Source organism: Tessaracoccus sp. MC1679 (genome assembly GCF_014164775.1).
Classification (GTDB): domain Bacteria; phylum Actinomycetota; class Actinomycetes; order Propionibacteriales; family Propionibacteriaceae; genus Arachnia.
Genome location: NZ_JACJGB010000001.1, coordinates 467,903 through 488,073 on the forward strand (window position 1 = coordinate 467,903; position 20,171 = coordinate 488,073).

The 20,171-nt window shown below is 69.7% G+C and carries 20 protein-coding genes; 7 read left to right on the top strand and 13 right to left on the bottom strand.

Going from position 1 to position 20,171, the window contains the following annotated elements; genetic code table 11:
* The first annotated feature begins 1 nt into the window (after position 1).
* On the top strand, positions 2-1,660 hold the full coding sequence (locus H5398_RS02270; RefSeq protein WP_182798853.1) for an alpha-amylase family protein: 1,659 nt from the start codon (positions 2-4) through the stop codon (positions 1,658-1,660).
* Positions 1,661-1,693: 33 nt separating this feature from the next.
* Here H5398_RS02270 and H5398_RS02275 read toward each other — a convergent pair whose 3' ends face one another.
* Positions 1,694-2,488 carry an HAD family hydrolase gene (locus H5398_RS02275; RefSeq protein WP_255443450.1) on the bottom strand — a complete coding sequence of 265 codons (795 nt, stop codon included), beginning with the start codon at positions 2,486-2,488 and terminating at the stop codon, positions 1,694-1,696.
* A 99-nt stretch (positions 2,489-2,587) separates the two neighbouring features.
* The gene (serS, locus tag H5398_RS02280; protein ID WP_182798854.1) at positions 2,588-3,862 is read right to left on the bottom strand and encodes a serine--tRNA ligase; all 1,275 of its coding nucleotides are present in this window, start codon (positions 3,860-3,862) and stop codon (positions 2,588-2,590) included.
* A 216-nt stretch (positions 3,863-4,078) separates the two neighbouring features.
* On the opposite strand from serS, the gene H5398_RS02285 reads away from it, so the two are divergent.
* Together H5398_RS02285 and H5398_RS02290 are read left to right on the top strand one after the other, a co-directional pair.
* A complete protein-coding gene (locus tag H5398_RS02285; protein ID WP_220489052.1) occupies positions 4,079-5,284 on the top strand; it encodes an MFS transporter in 1,206 nt (401 codons plus the stop codon).
* Between the two features lie 54 nt (positions 5,285-5,338).
* On the top strand, positions 5,339-6,883 hold the full coding sequence (locus H5398_RS02290; RefSeq protein ID WP_182798855.1) for a diacylglycerol kinase family protein: 1,545 nt from the start codon (positions 5,339-5,341) through the stop codon (positions 6,881-6,883).
* A gap of 82 nt (positions 6,884-6,965) precedes the next feature.
* Here the strand turns inward: H5398_RS02290 and pheA are convergent, their stop codons facing one another.
* Genes pheA through aat form a run of 4 tightly spaced genes read right to left on the bottom strand, consistent with a single transcriptional unit; the run spans position 6,966 to position 10,356 of the window.
* Positions 6,966-7,865 (bottom strand): prephenate dehydratase, encoded by a 900-nt coding sequence (gene pheA / locus H5398_RS02295; protein ID WP_182798856.1) that lies wholly within the window; start codon positions 7,863-7,865, stop codon positions 6,966-6,968.
* A gap of 43 nt (positions 7,866-7,908) precedes the next feature.
* A complete protein-coding gene (locus tag H5398_RS02300) occupies positions 7,909-8,721 on the bottom strand; it encodes a DUF1206 domain-containing protein (RefSeq protein ID WP_182798857.1) in 813 nt (270 codons plus the stop codon).
* 29 nt (positions 8,722-8,750) lie between these two features.
* A complete protein-coding gene (locus H5398_RS02305; protein ID WP_182798858.1) occupies positions 8,751-9,614 on the bottom strand; it encodes a DNA-formamidopyrimidine glycosylase family protein in 864 nt (287 codons plus the stop codon).
* Entirely contained in the window at positions 9,607-10,356 is a 750-nt protein-coding gene (gene aat / locus H5398_RS02310; protein WP_182798859.1) for a leucyl/phenylalanyl-tRNA--protein transferase, read from the bottom strand. Before aat ends, H5398_RS02305 begins: the two co-directional genes overlap by 8 nt.
* An 88-nt stretch (positions 10,357-10,444) precedes the next feature.
* Between aat and H5398_RS02315 the strand changes: the two genes are divergently transcribed.
* Positions 10,445-11,131 carry an EcsC family protein gene (locus H5398_RS02315; protein ID WP_182798860.1) on the top strand — a complete coding sequence of 229 codons (687 nt, stop codon included), beginning with the start codon at positions 10,445-10,447 and terminating at the stop codon, positions 11,129-11,131.
* A 3-nt stretch (positions 11,132-11,134) separates the two neighbouring features.
* On the opposite strand, the gene alr is transcribed toward H5398_RS02315, so the two are convergent.
* Positions 11,135-12,250, bottom strand: a complete 1,116-nt coding sequence (gene alr, locus H5398_RS02320; RefSeq protein WP_182798861.1) for an alanine racemase — start codon at positions 12,248-12,250, stop codon at positions 11,135-11,137.
* 71 nt (positions 12,251-12,321) lie between these two features.
* Complete coding sequence (locus tag H5398_RS02325; protein ID WP_182798862.1) at positions 12,322-13,428, bottom strand: YihY/virulence factor BrkB family protein; 1,107 nt, start codon at positions 13,426-13,428, stop codon at positions 12,322-12,324.
* 200 nt (positions 13,429-13,628) lie between these two features.
* Between H5398_RS02325 and H5398_RS02330 the strand changes: the two genes are divergently transcribed.
* Positions 13,629-14,108 (top strand): transporter substrate-binding domain-containing protein, encoded by a 480-nt coding sequence (locus H5398_RS02330; protein ID WP_182798863.1) that lies wholly within the window; start codon positions 13,629-13,631, stop codon positions 14,106-14,108.
* On the top strand, positions 14,105-15,100 hold the full coding sequence (locus H5398_RS02335; RefSeq protein ID WP_182798864.1) for a cation diffusion facilitator family transporter: 996 nt from the start codon (positions 14,105-14,107) through the stop codon (positions 15,098-15,100). The genes H5398_RS02330 and H5398_RS02335 overlap by 4 nt, the downstream gene beginning before the upstream one ends.
* 291 nt (positions 15,101-15,391) lie before the next feature.
* Here H5398_RS02335 and H5398_RS02340 read toward each other — a convergent pair whose 3' ends face one another.
* From H5398_RS02340 to H5398_RS02350, 3 genes are read right to left on the bottom strand one after another with little or no spacing between them, the layout of a single operon-like run.
* A complete protein-coding gene (locus H5398_RS02340) occupies positions 15,392-16,048 on the bottom strand; it encodes a DUF3618 domain-containing protein (RefSeq protein WP_182798865.1) in 657 nt (218 codons plus the stop codon).
* Positions 16,048-16,581 (bottom strand): phage holin family protein, encoded by a 534-nt coding sequence (locus H5398_RS02345; RefSeq protein WP_220489053.1) that lies wholly within the window; start codon positions 16,579-16,581, stop codon positions 16,048-16,050. The genes H5398_RS02340 and H5398_RS02345 overlap by 1 nt, the downstream gene beginning before the upstream one ends.
* Complete coding sequence (locus tag H5398_RS02350) at positions 16,578-17,432, bottom strand: hypothetical protein (protein ID WP_182798866.1); 855 nt, start codon at positions 17,430-17,432, stop codon at positions 16,578-16,580. Before H5398_RS02350 ends, H5398_RS02345 begins: the two co-directional genes overlap by 4 nt.
* Positions 17,433-17,718: 286 nt before the next feature.
* Between H5398_RS02350 and H5398_RS02355 the strand changes: the two genes are divergently transcribed.
* A complete protein-coding gene (locus tag H5398_RS02355; protein WP_182798867.1) occupies positions 17,719-18,219 on the top strand; it encodes a DUF892 family protein in 501 nt (166 codons plus the stop codon).
* On the opposite strand, the gene H5398_RS02360 is transcribed toward H5398_RS02355, so the two are convergent.
* Both H5398_RS02360 and H5398_RS02365 read right to left on the bottom strand, forming a co-directional pair.
* Positions 18,216-19,637 carry an ANTAR domain-containing protein gene (locus H5398_RS02360; RefSeq protein ID WP_182798868.1) on the bottom strand — a complete coding sequence of 474 codons (1,422 nt, stop codon included), beginning with the start codon at positions 19,635-19,637 and terminating at the stop codon, positions 18,216-18,218. The genes H5398_RS02355 and H5398_RS02360 overlap by 4 nt on opposite strands.
* A 105-nt stretch (positions 19,638-19,742) precedes the next feature.
* Complete coding sequence (locus H5398_RS02365) at positions 19,743-20,111, bottom strand: hypothetical protein (RefSeq protein ID WP_182798869.1); 369 nt, start codon at positions 20,109-20,111, stop codon at positions 19,743-19,745.
* Between the last annotated feature and the right edge of the window lie 60 nt (positions 20,112-20,171).

Genomic DNA, 20,171 nt, shown 5'->3' on the forward strand with positions numbered 1-20,171 from the left:
GATGAGGATCACCGACACCAGCGACCTGTGGTGGAAGAGCGCAGTGGTCTACTGCCTGGACATCGAGACCTTCCTCGACTCCAACGGCGACGGGGTGGGAGACCTCGGCGGCCTCTCGCAACGCATCGACTACCTCGCCCAACTCGGCATCACCTGCCTGTGGCTGATGCCGTTCTACCCCTCACCGGACCGCGACGACGGCTACGACGTCAAGGACTTCTACGGCGTCGACCCGCGGCTGGGCAACCACGGCGAGCTCGTCGAGGTGATCCGCACCGCCCACGACCGCGGCATCCGCGTGATCGCGGACCTCATCGTCAACCACACCTCGGACCAGCATCCCTGGTTCGTCGCGTCGCGGCGCAGCACCACCAACCCGTTCCGCGACTACTACGTGTGGCGCGACACCGACCCGGGGGACACCTCCGCCGAGGTGGTCTTCCCCGACGAGGAGGAGGGCATCTGGACGAATGACGATCGCACCGGCGAGTGGTACCTGCACCACTTCTACGCGCACCAGCCGGACCTCAACCTGGCCAACCCGGCCGTCATGGACGAAATCCTGCGCACCGTCGGCTTCTGGCTGGAGCTCGGGATCGACGGCTTCCGGGTGGACGCCGTCCCCTTCCTCATGCAGAACGCGGACAACACCGGCACCCAGACCATGGCGGTGGACCCTCACGACGTGATCAGGCAGCTCCGCGCCTTCATGCAGCGACGCAAGGGCCACGCGATGCTGCTGGGCGAGGTCAACGTCCCCCACGCGGAGCAGCGGAAGTTCTTCGGCGGCGACGCGGGCGACGAGCTGCAGATGATGTTCGACTTCATCGCCATGCAGGCCACCTACCTGTCGATGGCGCGTGAGGACCCCCGCCCGCTGGTGAAGGCCCTGGAGACCCGCCCTCAGATCCACCCGACGTGCCAGTGGGCCACGTTCCTGCGCAACCACGACGAGCTGACGCTGGACAAGCTCACCGACTCCGAGCGCCAGGAGGTGTTCGACGCGTTCGGGCCGGAGCCGGAGATGCAGCTCTACGGGCGCGGGCTCAAGCGCCGCCTGCCGCCGATGCTGGGCGGCGACCCGCGCCGCGTGCGGATGGCCTACAGCCTGATGTTCTCCCTCCCCGGTACACCCACGCTCTACTACGGCGAGGAGATCGGCATGGGCGAGGACCTCGAGGCGCCTGGCCGGATGGCGGTGCGCACCCCCATGCAGTGGGGGCCCGGCCGCAACGGTGACTTCTCGACGGCGGCCCCGGGCAAGCTGATCCAGCGGGTCGTGCCCGACGGATACGGGCCGAAGCACGTCAACTTCGCAGACCAGGAGCACGATCCGGACTCGCTGTGGGCGTTCCTGCGCACGCTGATCGGCGTGCGGCGCCGTCGGCCGGAGATGGGATGGGGAGAGTTCTCGGTGATCCCGACCGAGGCTCGAGCGGTGTTGGCGCATCGGATGTCGCTGGAGGGGTCTGCGGCGGTCGCGGTGCACAACTTCTCGGCCGATCCGGTGTCGGTGTCGCTGCCGGATGTCCTCGGGGACGACGATGTGGTGGAGGACCTGCTCGACGGCGACGCGATGGTGGTGCACGACGGCGCCCTGTCGGTCACCCTGGAGGGGTACGGCTACCGCTGGTTCCGCGTGCGGCGCCCCCCTCTCTGAGGAGCCCCGCACGCGCCTGCAGCGGGTCGGCCCTCAGAGAAGGCCGGGGAACCAGCGGGCAAGCTCGTCGACCGTGCCGAGGTCCGCGAAGTTGCCCGTGACGGCGTCCGCGGACTCCTTGACCACGTCCGGAGCGTCACCCATCGCCACGCCGCGACCCGCCCATTCCAGCATCTCGATGTCGTTGCGGCCGTCCCCGATGGCCAACACGTCAGCCGGGGCGATGCCCAGCTCGTCGCACACGATCTGCAGCCCGTGGGCCTTGTCCACGCCCTTCGGGGCGATGTCCAGCCACGCCGACCAGCCGATGAAGTAGGCCACCTCGTGCAGCCCGAGCTGGCTGACCATGCCGTTGAACACCTCCTCGGAGCTGTGGGGGTCGCGCACGATGACGCGCGACACCTCCCGCGACGCCAGCTCCTCGATGCTCTCGATCGCCACGTCCCCCTGCAGCTCGCCGTCGGGGAACGGGCGGTTGACCCGCCAGTGCAGCCCGTCCTGGACGGCGATACAGGCACTGGGTGCCAGCTCCGCGACCCTGTGGACCGTCTCGCGGGGGTCGAAGCGCGTCTCGTGGCGCACCTCGAAGGGCGGGTGGGTGACCACCATGGCGCCGTTGGACGTCACCGCCCAGCCGGGCGGGAGGTCCAGGTGGGTGTGGATGATCTCGGTGGAGATCCAGGACCGACCCGTCGACAGGACCACCGGCACGCCGGCGTCAACCACCCTGCGTACGGCGGCCCGCACCTCCGGCGGCATGTCGCCGAACGGGTCGACGAGCGTGCCGTCGATGTCGAGCGCCACCAGTTGGGGGCTGAACTGCGTCAACGCGTTACCTCTCTTGTCTGGCTCCGGCGGGCCGGGCGTCCCGTGAGCCTGCCAGATCCGCGTGAACGGCCGGTGACCTCCGGCCGAACGACGGGTGAGCTAAGCCGGCGGGACCAGCGCTTCACGGCCGCCCAGGTAGGGGCGCAGCGCCTCGGGGACGCGCACCGAGCCGTCGGCCTGCTGGTGGTTCTCCAGCAGCATGATGATGATGCGGGTCATCGCACACAGCGTGCCGTTGAGGGTGGCGACGGGGCGCACGCCGTCGCCGAACCGCCCACGGATCCCGAGACGCCGGGCCTGGAATTCGGTGCAGTTGGACGTGGAGGTGACCTCCCGGTAGCGCTGCTGCGTGGGCAGCCAGGCGTAGCAGTCGAACTTGCGGGCCGCCGACAGGCCGAGATCCCCCGAGGCCACGTCGAGCACCTGGAACGGCACCTCCAGCAGGTTGAGGAAATCCTTCTCGAAGCCGAGCAGCTTCTGGTGCCACTCCTCCGCATCCGCCGGATCACAGTGGACGAACATCTCCACCTTGTCGAACCAGTGCACGCGGAAGATGCCGCGCGTGTCCTTGCCGTAGGAGCCGGCCTCGCGGCGGAAGCACGGCGAGTACGCGACGTACTGCCGGGGCAGGGTAGCGCCGTCGAGGATCTCGCCCGAGTGATAGGCGGCCAGCGCAACCTCGGAGGTGCCGACGAGGTAGAGGTCGTCGGCGGGAAGATGGTAGACGTCCTGGGCCGCCTGGCCCAGGAAGCCGGTGCCCTCCATGGCCGACGGCTTCACCAGCGCCGGCGGGATCATGGCCGTGAAGCCCCACTCCGCCGCCTTCGTCATGGCGAGATTCAGCAGCGCCAGCTCCAGCTGCGCACCGATGCCGGTGAGCACGTAGAACCGCGACCCGGAGATCTTCGTGCCGCGCTCCATGTCGATGGCGCCCAGGAGCTCACCGATCTCCAGGTGGTCCTTCGGTTCGAAGCCCTCAGCGGCGAAGTCCCGCGGCGTGCCGACGGTCTCCAGCACCACGCCCTCGTCCTCGCCACCCTCGGGGACGCCGTCGAGGACGAGGTTGCCGAGCTGCTTCATCAGGGTGGTGAAGTGGGCCTCCGTGGTGTCGACGGAGGCCTGGGCCGCCTTCACGTCCGCCGCCAGCTGCCCGGTGCGTTGAAGCAGGGCCGCTCGCTCCTCGCCCTTCGCCTTGGCCACCTCCTTGCCGAGGCCCTTCTGCTCGGCGCGCAGGGTCTCGTAGGCGAGGATGGTGGAGCGGCGGGCCTCGTCGGCTGCGATCAGGTCATCGACGAGCTCGACCGAGGCGCCGCGCGCGGCCTGGGAGCGTCGGATGCGGTCTGGATCCGTGCGGAGCCACTTGGGATCGATCATGGCCCCAACCTTACCGAGTTCGGCCCCCACCACCCGCCGGCCATTGCCCCTGCGGGGTGCGGAACTGGCGTGGGTGAGGGGGTTTGAGCAAATGGCAGGGTTCACGGCGAGGCCCACGCTCGGCCCCCGCAGGAGGGCCTCCGTGACCCCTGTCATTTGCTCAAACCCCTCAACCCCGGCCCCGGCCCCAGGCCCCGGGTCGCATAGGGTGGGTGGGTGAAGGACGGGCAGGCGACGGGGCGACGGGAACCGATCTCCGCCGAGATCTGGGTGCTGGTCGCCGCCGCGATGATCATCGCGCTCGGCTTCGGCATCGTCGCCCCCATCCTCCCCCAGTTCGCCCGCTCCTTCGACGTCGGGCTGATGGCCGCGTCGTCGATCGTGTCGGTCTTCGCCCTCGTCAGGCTGCTGTTCGCCCCGGCCGGCGGCGCCCTGGTCAACAAGCTCGGGGAGCGTCGGGTCTACATCGTCGGCCTGCTCGTCGTGGGGACCTCCAGCGTGCTCAGCGGGCTGGCCACCAACTTCTGGTGGCTACTGGTGTTCCGGGGCATCGGCGGCATGGGCTCGGTGATGTTCACCGTCTCGGCGATGGCGCTGCTGGTGCGGTTGTCTCCCCCCGCCCAGCGCGGGCACACGTCGTCCCTCTACGGCACCGCATTCCTGCTCGGCAGCATCTTCGGCCCCATCCTGGGCTCCGCCATGCAAGGCCTGGGGCTGCGGATCCCGTTCTTCATCTACGCCGGTGCGGTGTTCACCGCGGCCGCGGTGGTGGTGGTGTTCCTGCGCGGCGGCACCGGAGGCCGCCCCGTCGACGGGGAAGCCCGCGACACCCTCTCCCTCGCGGAGGCCATCGGGCTTCCCTACTACCGGGCGCTGCTGGTCACCGGCTTCGCGCACGGCTGGTCCAACTTCGGGGTGCGGATCGCGCTGCTGCCGCTGATGGCCGCGGCCATCCCCACCATCGGCACCCAGGCCGCCGGGATCGCGCTCACCCTCTTCGCGCTCGGCAACGCCGTCACCCAGCAGGCCACCGGCCGCCTGGTGGACCGGGTTGGGCGCCGGCCCTTCCTGGTGGTGGGCCTCGCCGTGTCCGCGCTGGCCACGGTCTTCTTCGGCTGGGTGGACAACCTGTGGATCTTCCTCGCCCTCTCAGCGCTGGCCGGGGCCGGGGCCGCGTTCATCGCGCCCGCCTCGCAAGCCCTGATGGCGGACATCATCGGCTCCAACCGCAGCGGTGGCCAGGCCCTGTCGAGCTATTCGATGTCCATGGATCTCGGATCCATCGCCGGCACCTTGGTGGCCGGGGCCATCGCCGACGCCGTCGGCTTCGGCTGGGCCTTCGCCGTCACCGGCATCGTCATGGGCGCGGCCGTGCTGCCCTGGTTGTTCGTCCGCGGACGACCCTGGCGCGCCCGAACCTGACCGAGCCCACCGCACCCCGCCCCCAGCCCGGCGCGCGGTGGAAGAATCGGACCCATGATGCGACGGTCGCCGGTGACGGTCGCGGCGACACTGGCCTTCGGCGCCGCCTTCCTGCTGTGGACACTGCTGCTGCCCACCTTCGTCGACGACTTCTGGCCGCACTCCCCCGTCTCCGACCGTTCGGTGGTGGGACAGGCCGCTGCCGCGGTGGCGTTCATCACGGCGCCCACCCTCGTCTACCCCGCCCTGCTCGTCACCTCCTGGTGGGCGTCCCGGCGACGATTCCTCGCCATCGCCCGGGCGATCCTCATCGCGGTGGTGCTGGCCGTCGCCGGCACGGCACTGCTCAAGCTCACCATCGGCCGCGACCGTCCGGACAGCCCCTGGGACTACCTGGTCAGCAGCGACCCCCTGAGCTACCCGTCGGCGCACACCGTCGCCATCACTGTCGCGGCGATGCTCCTGGGCATCCTCACCACCATCACGCGGCGGCCGCGGCGGGTCGTACTGGCTGCCCGCGCGGTGGGCGCCGCGACGGTCCTGGTGGTGGCGGCGGACCGGCTGCTCCTCGGCGCCCACTTCGTCACCGACGTAGTGGGCGGATTCCTGTTCGGCGGCTTCGTCGCCTCCCTGGCATGCCTGATCGCGGACGTACACATGCTTCCCGTGCCTCCCGCCCACACAGGGCCAGGCCGTCTGGTCGTGGTGTACAACCCGACGAAGGTGCGCGACCTCGCCGTCCTGCACCGCCTCGTCGGGCACGAGACGGAAGTGCACGGCTGGGAGCCGCCGATCTGGTTGGCCACCACCGAGCACGATCCCGGTGGGGGCATGGCGCGGGCCGCGCTGGAATCGGAGGCGGACCTGGTGCTCGTCGTCGGTGGCGACGGCACCGTCCGTGAGGTGTGCGCCGCGCTGGCAGGCAGCGCAGTGCCCGTGGCCATCCTCCCCTCCGGCACCGGCAACCTGCTCGCCCGCAACCTGGGCGTGCCGCGCGACGCGGGACGGGCGATCGCGCTGGCGCTCACGGGCGAGGCGCAGGACATGGACCTGATGCGCTACGAGGACCTCGACGGCGGGGTCGCGGGTGTCGCGGCGGTGATGGTGGGGCTCGGCGCGGATGCCGCCGTCCTCCACGACACCGACGAGGCCCTCAAGCGCGCGCTGGGACCCGCGGCCTACGTGTGGGCGGGGTTCGGTCACATCAGGGCACGGCCGGTGTCGCTGCGGCTCACCGTCGACGGTGGGGAACCCCTGGAGCGGGAGGCGTCACTGGTGGAGGTGGGCAACGTGGGCGACCTGTACCCGGGGGTGTCACTGATGCCCGCGGCGAGCGCGCACGACGGATCGCTGGAGGTGCTGGTCGCGTCGCCGCGGACGGCAGGCGACGTGGCCCGGATGATCGGTGGGGTGCTCAGGCAGGCGTCGGAGGAGCCGCTCCTGGACCGTATCGACGCCCGGAGCGTCACGGCGGAGTACGCCGAGCCGGTGCTGTGCCAGGTGGACGGCGACGTGGTGGGGACGGTGCGGAGGATCCGCTTCGACGTTGTGCCGGCCGCGGTGCGGGTGGTCCTGCCGGCTGGCCCAACTCAGAAATAGCTAATTGTCAGGCTCAGAGTCGTAGTCGACACTCAGCATGACATTTAGCTGGAAGGCCCCTCCCCCTGCTCAGCCGCGAGGGTCAGCCCAGGGTGCGGATCCACTTCGCGGCGGCGTCGAACTCCTCGTCGGTGAACCCGTGGCCGACGACGGGGCGGGCCCTATCCGCGCGCGGGTAGGACCCGAGGAAGTGCACCGTGGGGCAGACCCGGTGCAGGCCCTCCATCGCCTCCTCGACCCGCTTGTCGTGCAGGTGTCCCTCCACGTCGATCGAGAAGCAGTAGGAGCCGAGCGTCGTCTTCGTGGGACGCGACTCGATCCGGCTCAGGTTCACGCCGCGCACCGCGAACTGCTCCAGGATCTCCAGCAGGGCGCCCGCGTGGTCCTCGCGCATGTAGGCCACCAGAGTGGTCTTGTCCGCGCCGGTGCGCTCGGGGACCGGTCCCGCGACACCCACCTCGACGAACCGGGTCACCGCCCCGGGGTTGTCCTCGATCTGGTAGGCCAGTTCCTCCAGCCCGTACAGTTCCCCCGCGACCCTCGCGCACACCGCCGCGTCGTAGCGCGAGTCCGGGCGGGCCACCTCGGCGGCGGCGCCGGCGGTGGACCCGGCCTCGGTGATGTGTGCCTGGGGCACCATGAGGCCGAGCCAGTCGCGGCACTGGGCGGCAGCGTGGCCGTGGGTCAGCACCTGCTGGACCTCATCGAGCCGGGTGCCCGGCCGCACGTACAGCCCGAACTCGACGGGGATGACGATCTCGCCGCGGATCGCCAGCGGGGCGCCGGCGATCAGCTCATCGAGGGTGGCCGAGACCCCGCCCTCGACGGAGTTCTCGATGGGCACGACGGCGCCGCGCACGTGGCCTAGCCGCACCGCGTCGAGCGCCTCGCGGACGCTGGCGAACGCGAGCGCGTCATCGTCGGTGATGGTGCGCAACGCCTGATGGGTGAAGGTCCCCGCGGGGCCGAAGTATCCGAGCACGCCCCTCAGGGTAGGCCATCGGCCGACGGCGACGACGGAGCCGTCAGCGACCCTTGCGCGCCGTGGTCCTCGCCCTCGCGATGCAGTAGACGCCGTAGAGGATCAGACCCACCCCGATGGCGATGAGCACCACCTGGCCGCCCGGGACGCCCGCGAGCGACTTCAGCGCGCCGTCGAGGCCGCCGGTGTCCGACGCATCCCGGGTGAAGACCGCCACCACGAACAGCACGCCGACGATCACCACCGCGAGCCCCTTCGCCAGGTATCCGCCGATGCCCAGCGCCGTGAACCCCAGGCGGAACCGCGGAGGAAGCTCAACATCCTCGAGGAACGAGCGCGTGATGCCCTTGGCCATCATCGCCGCGCCGATCACGGCGATCACCACGCCGGCCAGCACCAGGAGCGCCGAGCCCCACCAACTCTGCAGCAACTCGGCGCTGAGCGACTCGGTGGACTCCTCACCGTCTGCCGTGCCGCCCATGGCGTAGACCAGCGCCGCGGCGCCGACCACGGCGTACATCACCGCACGGCCGACGCTCTTGGCCGCGTCCCGCTTCTCCCGAGTCACCTCACCGACGGCGACCGCCAGCGAGTACACGGCCAGGGCGAACAGCGCCCCGGCGACCAGCCACAGCGCGGCCGCGCCCATCGGGTTTGCCCTGATCGCCCGCATGGCGCCGGACTGGTCCGCGGATCCCCCGGCCCCCTGGGCGATCCCGATGGCGATGGCCCCGATGATGGCGTGCACGACGCCGTTGACGACGTGCCCTGCTCCGGCGACCCAGGCGGCGGCCGGATGGTGCTCGACGTCCTTGGCCTTGTCTTGGATGTCGCCGATGACTCCGCCGTCGCTCATCTCCTCATCGTAGGGCGCGGGGGACACGGCTACTTCAGGAGTCTGGACATCCGACGGTCCGCCAGCGGCTTCCCGCCGGTCTGACAGCCAGGGCAGTACTGCAGCGACGAGTCAGCGAACGACACCTCGGCGATGGTCGAGCCACACACCTGGCACTTTTCGCCCGCGCGCCCATGGACCCGCATCCCGGCGCGCTTGGCGTCCTTGAGCTGCGCGATCGGCACCTGGGCGGCCGCCGCGACAGCCTGGCCCAGCACGTCACGAAGGTGCCCGAAGAGCTCAGCCGAGGCCACCTCGTCGAGGCTGTTGGCGGGCTTGAAGGGACTCAGCCTGGCGGCGTGCAGGATCTCGTCGCTGTAAGCGTTTCCGATCCCCGCCAGAATCTTCTGATCACGCAGAACCCCTTTGAGCTGGGAGCGACCCGCAGCGGCGAGCACGGCCCGGAAGTCATCGACGGTGAACTCGGGGCTCAGCGGGTCTGGACCCAGCGCCGCGACCCCCGGCACCTCCTCGGGGCTCTCCACCACGTAGAGCGCCAGATGCTTCTGGGTGCCGGCCTCCGTCACGCTGAAACCCGAGCCGTCGTCGAGGACGATGCGCAGCGCCAGCCCGGACTTGCCCGGCCTCGCCGGGACCGGCGGGGCCTCGTCGTGCCAGGTGACCCAGCCCGCGCGGGCGAGGTGGAAGATGAGGTGGACACCCTGCGCGTCCACGTCGACGAACTTACCGTGGCGGGAGACTCCGGCCACCTCCAGCCCGGCCAGCGCCTCCAGCGGGAGCCGGAACGTCTTCAGTGCTGCGAAGGACACCAGGTGGCCCGCGGCGATCACGCGGCCGCGCAGCCTCTCGTCGAGCGCGCCCGCCAGGGCGGCCACCTCCGGCAGCTCAGGCATCGCCGCCTCCTCTCCCAGACAGTGTGCCCGCTGAGCGCACCACGTCCCAGGACTTCAGCAACTCCGCCCCGTCCATGGCCTCCCGCGGCCGCCACGACAACCGGGGAAGCTCCAGTGCCACACTGAGCTTCCCCAGATACTCCTCCCGTGGCACCTCGTAGGCGCCGAGCGACCCGAGGTGCTCGGTCAGCCACTGCACGTCCAGCAGCGCTACGCCCGCGTCCGCCAGCTCGACGGCGAGGCGCAGCAGCGCCACCTTCGACGCATCCCGCCCCCGCTCGCGATGGTGGAACATCGACTCCCCCGCGAAAACGCCGCCGACGTGGACGCCGTACAGCCCTCCGACCAGCCGCCCGTCCGCGTCCCACGTCTCGACGGAGTGCACCCACCCCTTCTCGTGAAGCGTCGTGTAAGCCTCCTCGACCCGCGCGTCGATCCATCCGCCGTCGCGCGACGGGTCCGCGCACGCTTCCAGCACGTCCCCGAAGGCCTGGTCCACCGTCGTGGTGTAGCGCTTGGCTGACTTCCTGAGCGACCTGGTGACGTGGAGGCCGCGGATGGGCAACAGCCCGCGCTGCATCGGCGACCACCAGCCCATCTCGTCCCCGTCGTGGTAGATCGGCATCGGGAACACGCCGCACGCGTAGGCCTCGAGCGCCAGACCGGCGCCGAACTCCTCGGAGTATCCGATGAGATCTTGGCTCGGCCACTCCTCGGGCCGGCCGAACGTGGCGCCCAGCATCCCCCCAGTCTGGCAGCCCCTAGGGACATTTCCAGGGTCGACGCGCTTGCGGGCGTGTGCGACGCTTGGGGCAGAGAGGGGTGTGCTGATGAGTGATCAAAACGTCGTGGCGGTAGCCGAGAACTTCACCGCCGACGTCCTCCATGAGCTCCTGCAGCTGGCCATCGACGGCAAGGGCAAGCTGCCGGGCGCCAAACACGCCGCCAAGCAGCTGCTGGCGCAGCGCTCGGACGCCGAGTCGGCCATCTCCTGGATGATCAACCAGCACGTCGCCATGGCCGGCGGCCAGGGCTTCGTGACGAACTGGGGTGGGTTCTTCGTGGCTCTGGTGGCGGTGCCGGCCAACATCGCCGCAGCCACGTTCCTCCAGGCCAGGCTGGTGGCGGGCATCGCGCACCTGCGCGGCTATGAGCTCAGCGATCCGCGCGTCCGCACCGCCATCCTCATGGTCATGCTCGGCCCGTCCACCATGGCGGACCTGGTGAGCAAGGGCGTGCTGCCCAGCTCGCCGCTCGTGGTAGCCACGGCGCCGGTGTTCGACGCGCGGCTCGACGGGCAGGTGTCGCGGGCGCTGCTGGACCGGGTGCTGTATCAGGTCAGCGGGAAGCGCCTTGGTGTGCGGGCGCTGCGCGGGATTCCGTTCGTGGGTGGTGGCGTGGGCGCTGCCGTCGACGGGTGGAGCACCCGGAGCATCGGCATTCATGCCATGAATGAGTTTCCCAGCAGGCGACCCAAGCAGCCCCGTAGCCGCGCCGAGGGCGCGCCCGCCCAGTAGCGGTCAGTAGGTCCGGGGGACGCGGGCGGTGATCAGGCAGGTCACCTCGTAGGTGATGGTGCCCATCAGCTGGGCGATCGCCTCCACGCCGATGCGCTCGCCGCCGCTGCTGCCCATCAGGACCACCTCGTCGCCCACCCCCACGGTCGGCTCCTCGGGACCGAGGTCCAGCATCGTCTGGTCCATGCACACGCGCCCGATGATCGGGTACGAGCGGCCGTCGATCAGCATCCGGCCCCGCGACGACTGCAGCCGCGAGTACCCGTCGCCGTAGCCGACTGCCACTGTGGCCACCCAGGTGTCGCGGGGGGCGGTCCAGGTGCGCCCGTATCCCACCGTCTCCCCCTCCGCGATCCGCTTGAGGAAGCTCACGCGGGAGGTCCAGCGGCCCACATCGCGCAGCTGCCGGGTGGGGGGCGTGGCGGCGTCAGGGTAGGAGCCGTAGATCATGATCCCAGGCCGCACCATGGTGGTGCGGCCGAGGTCGTGACCGAGGACCGCTCCGGAGTTGGCCGCGTGCACCAGTTCGACGGGGCCCACCACCTCTTCGATCCGCGCCACCGTCGCCTCGAAGAGCGCCAGCTGGCCGCGGGTGAACTCCTCGCCGGGCACCACGTCGCTGACCGGGAGGTGCGTGAAGATGCCCCCGACTCTCAGGTGCGACGACGAGGCCAGCCTCTCTGCCAGCGCGACGGCGTCTGCCGGGTGGACCCCCACGCGCCGCATGCCGGTGTCGATCTTGAGGTGCACGTCGACGGTGGCCCCCGCCGCCTTGGCCGCCGCCTGCGTCTCATCCACGGAGCGGGAGTCCCCGACGGACAGCGTCACGCCGGCGGCGATGGCCTCAGGCAGGTCCTCGGCCAGGGTGGGGGTGAACTTGAGGATGGGCAGGGTCACTCCGACGTCACGCAGGGCTTGCGCCTCCGTCGTGAGGGCCACCCCGAGCCAGTCCGCGCTTCCCCGCTGCTGGATGCTCCGCGACACCTCCACGAGTCCGTGTCCGTACGCGTTCGCCTTGACCGCCGCCAGGACCTTCCGCCCGCCCGCCAGGTCGCGGGCGACGGCGAGGTTGGCGTGCAGGGCGTCGAGGTCGACGTGGAACCGGGTGGGCGAGGGCATGGCAACAAGTGTTTCACTGTCGGTGTCGCGGCCGTACTCTCGGGCCCAGGACCCGACACGTGGATCCGGCCTCACTCGTCCTGGGAGTGGTCCCTCCCCCGCTCGACCCGCAGCTCTCTGCCGCGGCTGACGAGTTCGCCGTGCTTGTCGGAGAGCTTCTCCGAGGCCCTGGTGTCGCGCGGCGGCAGCTTGATGGTCTCCTCGGCCTCGATCCCTGCCTGGAGTTGGCGCCCCCGCTCGATCTCCGCGTCGATCTCCGCGCCGAAGAGCAGGACGTTGTTGATGATCCACAGGCCGAGGAGGAGCACGATGACCGAGCCGATCACGCCGTAGGTGGCGTTGTAGGAGGCGAAGTTGGACACATACACCGAGAAGCCGGCCACAGCCAGGGCGGCCACGAGCAGCGCGACCACCGCGCCGACGCTGATCCAGCGGAACCTCGGCTGTTTCACGTTGGGGGTGAAGTAGTACAGCAGGGCGATCAGCAGCACCGCCAAGGCGATGACCACCGGCCACTTCGCGATGTCCCAGATCAGGACGGTGGTGTCTTCGAGACCGATGAGCCCACCGATGTCTCGTGCGATGTCCCCGGACAGCACCAGCGCGAAGACGATGACGGCCAGGATGATGACCAGAACCAGCGTCAGGAGCAGCATCTGCGGCTTGTGCTTCCAGAACGGCCTGCCTTCCTCCACCTCGTAGATCCGGTTCATCGCACGGGAGAACGCCCCGACGTACCCGGACGCGGCCCACAGGGCACCCGCAAGGCCGGTCGCCAACGCCAGCCCCGCACCCCCCTGCGTGGCCAGGCCTGTGATGGTGTCGCCGAGCAGTTCCGAGAGCTCCGCCGGCGCGTAGGTCTCGATCAACCGGTTGATGCCTTGCGCGGTCTGCTCTCCCTGCCCGAAGACGCCCAGCAGTGAGACCAGCGCCAGCAGCATTGGGAAGAGCGACAACACGGCGAAGTAGGTGAGGCTCGCGGCCAGATCGGTGACGTGGTCCTTGGAGAACTCTGCCGCGGCGCGCTTCAGCGAGTACCGCCAGGAGGGCCCGTGCAGGTCCGACGGGGAGTCCGGCTTCCTCGGGTCGTCGGGGTGCGGCGCGGTCGCGGCCTTCTCCCTCGTCTGCTCAACAGATTCTGGCTCACTGTCTCGGGTGGATCGTTCACCGGGCGACATGTGCATGCCCTCCTTCAGCTACTCAACCGGCGCCGGCCACATCGGGCCCACGGCGCGTCTCTGCTTGTCCGGGGCGACGGAGACCCCCGTCGGTCACGTACCCACATCCGGTTCATCCGAAACACGCGGCGCACAGCCCGGCTGTCGGGGCAGCCCAGATGACCCTTGGCCGAGGGCCGGTCCCGTGGCAGACTCCGGAGATGATTCGCAGCCTGTGGCGCATCAGCGTCGTCCTGTTGGTGCTGCTGAGCGGGTGCGCTGAGCCGGCCTTCCCCCGGGACCCGGACGGAACCCTGGAACGGGCCACGAACGGCCCGCTCCTGGTGGGTGTCTCCTCGCATCCGCCGCACGCCGAGATCTCCGACGACGGGACGGTCGGAGGTCCCGAGGCCGAGATCGTCGAGGCCTACGCCACCACCATCGGCGCCACCGTGGAGTGGCGCGAGGGGGCCGAGAGCGAGCTGATGGAACTGATGAAGCTGGGCCAGCTGGACCTGATCATCGGCGGCCTCTCCTCCGACTCGCCGTGGTCCACCCACGCCGCCCTCACCCGGCCGTACACCACCACCATCGGCGCGGACGGCAAGGCCGTGAAACTCATCATCGCGGTCCGCCTGGGAGAGAACGCGTTGCTGACCAACCTGGAGCGGTTCCTCGCCGCCGAAGGGCTCCGGGCATGAGCGCCCGCGATTCGGTGCTGCCCCCGAAGCAGTCCGAACTCCTCCACCGGGCCATCCGGCTGGAGTGGATCTCGCTGGTGGTGATGGGCCTCATCATCGCGGCCGTCGGTCTCACGGCCGGCCAGTCCCAGGCGATGCGCACGGCCTTCGTCGAGGACTCGCTCGCCCTCCTGCCGCCGGTGGCATTCCTGATCGGGGTGTGGCGGGCCGGCAAGCCGCGCACACCCGAGCATCCCTACGGGCACCACCGCGCCATCGCGGCAGGTCACCTCGTCTCGGCGGTGGCCCTTCTGACCTTCGGAGCGTCACTGCTCTACAACGGGGCTTCGGGCCTGATCAAGGGCGAGCGGCCACCCGTGGGCGCCGTCACCCTCCTGGGATACACCTTCTGGTCCGGCTGGTTGATGATCGTGGTGATGACACTCAGCGCCATCCCACCGGTCATCCTCGGCCGGATGAAGCTGAGACTCGCCGAGCAGCTGCACGACAAGACACTTGCCGCCGACGCCGACATGCTCAAGGCCGACTGGCAGACCGGTCTGGCGACCGTGGCCGGTGTCACGGGAATCGGGTTCGGCCTGTGGTGGGCGGACTCGGTGGCCGCGGCCCTGGTCTCGGCCAGCATCGTCAAGGACGGCGTCACGAACGTCCGTGGAGCGGTCGCGGCCCTGCTCGACGCCCGGGCGACCCCGATCGATTCCGACGACCCGCACCCCGTGATCGAGAAGCTCCGCCAGGCCGCGCTGCGGACCGAGTGGGTGGCCGAGGCCGAGGTCCGCACCCGCGACATGGGCCACGTGTTCCACAGCGAGGTGTTCGTCGTGCCTGTGGAGGGCGCGGTGCTCACCGTGGCTCAGATCGAGGACCTTCGCCGACGGTGCTCCGACGTGGACTGGAAGACCATCGACACGGTCGTTGTGGTCAGCGACGCCATCCCGCAAGGTCTCTCACCCCTGGCGACTACCCCGAGAGCCAATAAGGCCGAGCACTAACCTCCCCCTTTACTGGCGGTGGTGGCTCTGATTGAACACCCGCAGTTCCAGGGTGCAGGACCACCTCGACACATCCGTCCTTCTTCTCACGGAACAAGGTGTAGACACCCTGCCTGAGCCCGGTAGAGGGCACGTGGTGAGTGGCGAAACCCTCGACGCCGAAGACGTCGTCGGCTCGTGACAGAAGCCCGCTGGGGTGTTGCCACAGAACTCCCGGGAGCGGCGGGGCAGGGGCCGCCGTCTGCAGCGTGCTCGGGGCCGGCCCGGAAACCCCCCGGGCCGGCCCATCGGTCAGGTGGTGCGGAGCCGGTCCGCTTCCGCCTTGGTCTCGTCGGCCTTGACCTGAGCGTCGGCCTTGACGGTCTCGGCAGAGACCCTGGCCTGCTCGGAGACCTCGTCGGTGGCGGCCTGCGCGTCGGCCTTGATGTTCTGGCCGGCGCCCTGCGCCACCTCCTTGACGTTCCCCGCGACCTCCTCGGCGAGCGGCTGCAGGTTGTCCTTCGCCTCCGTCGCCATCGCCTTGAGCTCCTCGATCGCCGGCTCCGCGGCGTCCTTGAGCTGCGTGGCGCGCTCCTTCTCCATCTGCGAAGCGGGGATCAGCCCTCCGATGAGCGCCCCGATCCCGGCGGCGATGAGGCCCGCGGCGAGCGGGTTGCCCCGGGTCGACGCCTTCACCTGGCGCGGCGCGGCGGCCACTGCGTCGCGGGCATCGGCCACAGCGGTACCGGCCTTGTCTCCCACCGCGCCCACCGCGCCATCGTCGTAGGGGTTGGTGTCGGAGCCGAAGATCCGCTCCTTGATGCCGTGGACCCCCTCCTTGACCTGGTCCACCTGCTCGCGGACCATGTTGCTCGGCTTGGCGCTGTCGCCGAGGGCGTTGACGTTGTCACTCAGCTCAGCGCGGGTGCGCTCGATATCTCGACGGATCTCATCCGGGTTGGTGCTCATCAGTTCTTCTCCTCATTGCCAGTGGCAGCGTTCGGGATCTTCTTCACGGTCTCAGCGGTCCGGGGCAGTCCCCGCACCTTGGCGAACTCACTCTTCCCAGCCATGGCGAGGATGGCGGCGATCGCGAACCAGATCACGGCCACGATCACCCCGCTCCATCCCAGGGATGGGTTCTGGGCCGACCCCATCAGGACGGCCAGGCCCCACCAGAGGGCCAGCGTGAGAGCGATCAGGCCCAGAAAGGCAGTGACGCCGGCCCCGGCGAGCATGCCGGCGCCCTTTCCCGCCTTCGACGCCGACTGCTTGGCCTCGACCTTGGCCAACTCCACTTCCTGACGGATCAGGGTGGTGGCGTTGTCGATCAGGTCCGAGGCGATGTCGCCAAGCGACCGCTCCTCGGCCCGGTACCGGGCGTAGCTGGCTTCCTTCTCAGCCTCCTCGGGGTCCATGCCCAGCGGGATGGTCGGGTCCGCGTAGCCGGAGCCGTAGGGGTCTCGGGCCGTGGGGCCCGGATCGGTGTAGGGGGAGGTCATCGGAGACCCTCCCGCCAGGGATCCCCACCCTCGACGGTGAGATCCTCGTACTGGGACTCAGGCTCGACGAACGTCTCGTTGGCCACCTGCGACTCGCGGCGAGGGGCAGCGCCCGAGGGCGTCGGCGGGTACTGGTCGCCGAGGTGCGGCGTGGGATAGGAACCGGGCACCGCAGCCCCTGGGCGATACACGGGCGCGGGCTGCGCCCGGCTGCCTTCATCAGCCTTGGCTCCCTGCAGGCCGCGGTAGATGCGCGCACCGACGAACCCGACGCCGGCGGAGATGGCCAGGAACTGCCAGGGGTTGCGTGCGGCGTAGCGACGCACCGACTCCAGGACCTCGTCGGGCTGCCGGCTCTCCAGCCACGCGGCCGCGTCGTCGCTGAACCGCTGCGCCTTGTCCACATAGCCGGCGAGCATGCCGTCCTGGTCCGCCTGTGACATGGACCGGAGCTCTCCACTCAACGAGCGGGCCAACTCCGCGACCATCTGCTGACCGGTCCCGGCCTGGGCCCGAAGCTCGTACACCGATTCGTCGAGCAGCCGCCGGCCTTGCGCCTTGGCCTCGTCGATGACCTCAGCGGCCTCCTGCTTGGCGGTGTCGACGACGTGGCCACCCGCATCCTTGGCGGTGTCGGTGACGGCCTTCGCCTCGTCCTGGGCCGTGGCCGCGACATCCTTGGCCCGGTCACCCGTATGAGAGGCGACCTCCTTGGCCTGGTCGGTGCCCTTCTGATCGGCGGAAGACCCGGTCCAGGTGGTTGCGCCGGACTGCCCTGGCACAGTGGGGGGCGCCACAGTTGCGCCGTACTCGCTCTGCCCACCGGCGGGTGTCTCATTCGGGTACGCCATGGTGATCCTCCATTACGTTTCGGTCATGCGAGAGCTTGTGCTCTCCTGCACAGTCCTTACCCACAATCGCGATGTCTAAACATGGATCGAGCAAAGTGATCACGCCGGATAAGCCCATCGAACATTGGACAGGCGGAGCCAGTCAGCCCTATTACGTACCCACTTCCGCAGATTCTAAACAGGGGCGATTCAGGGCGAAATACTCCCCCTGTCCACCTCTTGACAGCCGGGCCGATCGGACTAGCGTGGAGCACATTCCACACACCCCGAGAAAGGAACAGAAACCGTGGCTGAAAAGGATCTGGCCGCATTGTTCTTCGCAACCATGCGAGACATGTACTACGCCGAGCGACACATCCTCTCGTCACTCCCCAAGTTGCAGGAGGCGGCGGTCTCCGACGAGCTGAAGGCGGCGCTCGAGCACCACCTCGGGGAGACCCAGGGGCAGATCGATCGCCTCGAGAAGGTCTTCGCCATGATCGATCGCAAGCCCACCAGCAAGCGCTGCGACGCCATCGACGGCATCCTGAAGGAGGGCGATGAGCACCTGGAGGAGTACCAGGGCAGCCCTGCCGCCGACGCCGCCCTCATCGCCTCGGCACAGGCTGTCGAGCACTACGAGATCACCCGCTACGGCACCATGCGACGGTGGGCCAAGATGCTCGGACTCAACGACGGCTACGACCTCCTCACCCAGTCTCTCGAGGAGGAGTCGCGCACCGACGAGCTCCTCACCAAGATCGCCGAGACCGAAGCCAACGCCACGGCGGCGGCCGGCGGCGCCTAAAGCGTCTCCGGGTCCGCGCCGGTCTCGATGACGAGCTCCGCCACGGCGCGGAGCTTCAGGTTTCGGTCCTGGCTGGCGCGCTTGAGCCGTTCGAAGGCGTCGGCCGGCGTCAGCCTGTGCCGCTCGACGAGAATGCCCACCGCCTGACCGATCAGGCGGTGGCTCTCGATCCCGCGGGCCATATGCTCCTGCCTGTCAGCGCTCTGCTGCGCGAGAATCAGGCGATCGACGGCTAGGCCGAAGGCCTGCGCGAGAAGGTCCGCCACGATCATCTCGTCGGGCCTGACCTGCCTGGGTCGCGGGAACTGGATCCACGCCCGGCAGTCGGCGAGGCTCGTCTGCGGGACGAGCAGGATGCCGGGCCGCAGGCTGACGCTGTCGGCGCTCGGACGTCCAGCGATGCCGGCGAGGACCTCCGGGGGCAGCTCGTCGGCCGACACCGTCGACCCACCGTGGAACAGGACAGGGCCTCCCAGGTCGATCTGGATGGTGCACCGCCCCACGAACAGCAACTCGAAGCCGTGGGTCGAGAGCCCCAGCAGGGTCGCGATGTCGTCCTCACCCGCGAAGCTCGCGCTGACCTGCGCGGCGGCCGCGCGGCGACTCTCGGCCTCCTTCTGACGCGTGATGTCCCGGAACGTGCGGATGGTGGCAGTGAGGCCCGTTTCAGGATCCGTGACCGAGGCGTCCGCCGCCGAGACCCAGAAGGGTCGACGCTCACAGTCGTAGAACATCGCCTCGCTGGCCCCCGATGACCCTTCCCGGGCCTCGAGGTGGCGCTGGGCGATCGCCGCTCTCTGCTCCGCGTCCTCCTCCTCGGTCGGCCACCACGGGTAGGGAGGCCGGAACGGTCCATCGGCCATCGTGTACCCGGACAACTGGGAGAAAGCGGGGTTCATGTCCATGACGACGCCCGCCGCGTCGAAGATCAGCACGCCGTCGTGCAGCGAGGACAGAAGCGCGCGCCGCCACGCCGCGTCCAAGGAACGCTGCCGGGCCCTGGCCAGCGCGGCCGCGAGGCGGATTCGCAGTTGGGGAAGATCCACGGCGACCTCACCCGACTTCTCCGGCGGGTCATCGAGAAGGACCACCGCGCTCCCAGCCAGCGCCGGCTCGGCACGGAGGGCGCGAAGGAAGTCCAGGCCCGCGGACCAGCCTGCCAGATCCGCCAGGACGATCTCCGGGGGATTGGCCAGCAGAATGTCGATGGCGCCCTCGATATCGGTCACCGCGACGACGTCGTAGCTGTCATCCAGCGCACTGCTCAGCAGTTGCGCCCGCTGGGACCCCGGTTGGACGAGAGCCAGCCGTGCCCGCGGCGGTGCCACCAGCTCAGGATCCGGCACGAACATGTCGATGCCGACACGGGGCGCCGCTGAGGTCGGAGCCCCCTCTTCGCCACTGAGACCGAGGGTCATTCGAGGTTCCTCTGGGTGAGGCGACGGCGTGGGTCGCCGTACTTTCGCACACTAGCGGAGGAGGAGGGCCAAGGGCAGCCAGCGATCAGGAGGCCCGGCTCAATTTCACTCCCCGCGCTTCTCCGCGTCCGGCGGCTCGGCCGCCGGACCTGGCGCCAGGTAGTCGTCGAGGATCTCCTCCAGCAACCCGGCCTCGATCACGAAGTCCAATGAATCCCGGCGAACCATCTCCAGGAAGGCGATGGACGCGGCGATGGCCCTCTGGGAACGCGCGGCCTTGCCATTCCAGGTGCCGCCGAGGGGGCCGCGCGGCGCCACGAGCCGTTCGGGGTCAGCGTGGACGGCCAGGAGCCGCCTCAGGGTGTCGAAGGCCGCGTCCCTGCTCTGCGGGACGCCGACGCGCACTTGGTGAAGCACCTCCGCCAGTGGCGGGTGCACCTCAGCGAGCGCCTCAGGTTCAGGGGGTGTTGTCACCATGCCACCTGCAATCCACAGACGGGGCGAGCCCACATCGATGCGCCGTACTCCGCTCCG

Bases quoted from the DNA above. Each gene is read 5' to 3' on its own strand.
- H5398_RS02345 (WP_220489053.1), bottom strand. From the start codon at position 16,581: ATGACCTCCCCCTACACCGATCCGGGCCCCACGGCCCGAGACCCCTAC.
- alr (WP_182798861.1), bottom strand. From the start codon at position 12,250: ATGCCCTCGCCCACCCGGTTCCACGTCGACCTCGACGCCCTGCACGCC.
- H5398_RS02305 (WP_182798858.1), bottom strand. From the start codon at position 9,614: ATGCCTGAGCTGCCGGAGGTGGCCGCCCTGGCGGGCGCGCTCGACGAG.
- H5398_RS02340 (WP_182798865.1), bottom strand. From the start codon at position 16,048: ATGAGCACCAACCCGGATGAGATCCGTCGAGATATCGAGCGCACCCGC.
- H5398_RS02290 (WP_182798855.1), top strand. From the start codon at position 5,339: ATGATGCGACGGTCGCCGGTGACGGTCGCGGCGACACTGGCCTTCGGC.
- H5398_RS02325 (WP_182798862.1), bottom strand. From the start codon at position 13,428: ATGTCGCCCGGTGAACGATCCACCCGAGACAGTGAGCCAGAATCTGTT.
- H5398_RS02300 (WP_182798857.1), bottom strand. From the start codon at position 8,721: ATGAGCGACGGCGGAGTCATCGGCGACATCCAAGACAAGGCCAAGGAC.
- aat (WP_182798859.1), bottom strand. From the start codon at position 10,356: ATGCTGGGCGCCACGTTCGGCCGGCCCGAGGAGTGGCCGAGCCAAGAT.
- H5398_RS02330 (WP_182798863.1), top strand. From the start codon at position 13,629: ATGATTCGCAGCCTGTGGCGCATCAGCGTCGTCCTGTTGGTGCTGCTG.
- H5398_RS02350 (WP_182798866.1), bottom strand. From the start codon at position 17,432: ATGGCGTACCCGAATGAGACACCCGCCGGTGGGCAGAGCGAGTACGGC.
- serS (WP_182798854.1), bottom strand. From the start codon at position 3,862: ATGATCGATCCCAAGTGGCTCCGCACGGATCCAGACCGCATCCGACGC.
- H5398_RS02270 (WP_182798853.1), top strand. From the start codon at position 2: ATGAGGATCACCGACACCAGCGACCTGTGGTGGAAGAGCGCAGTGGTC.
- H5398_RS02360 (WP_182798868.1), bottom strand. From the start codon at position 19,637: ATGACCCTCGGTCTCAGTGGCGAAGAGGGGGCTCCGACCTCAGCGGCG.
- H5398_RS02315 (WP_182798860.1), top strand. From the start codon at position 10,445: ATGAGTGATCAAAACGTCGTGGCGGTAGCCGAGAACTTCACCGCCGAC.
- H5398_RS02335 (WP_182798864.1), top strand. From the start codon at position 14,105: ATGAGCGCCCGCGATTCGGTGCTGCCCCCGAAGCAGTCCGAACTCCTC.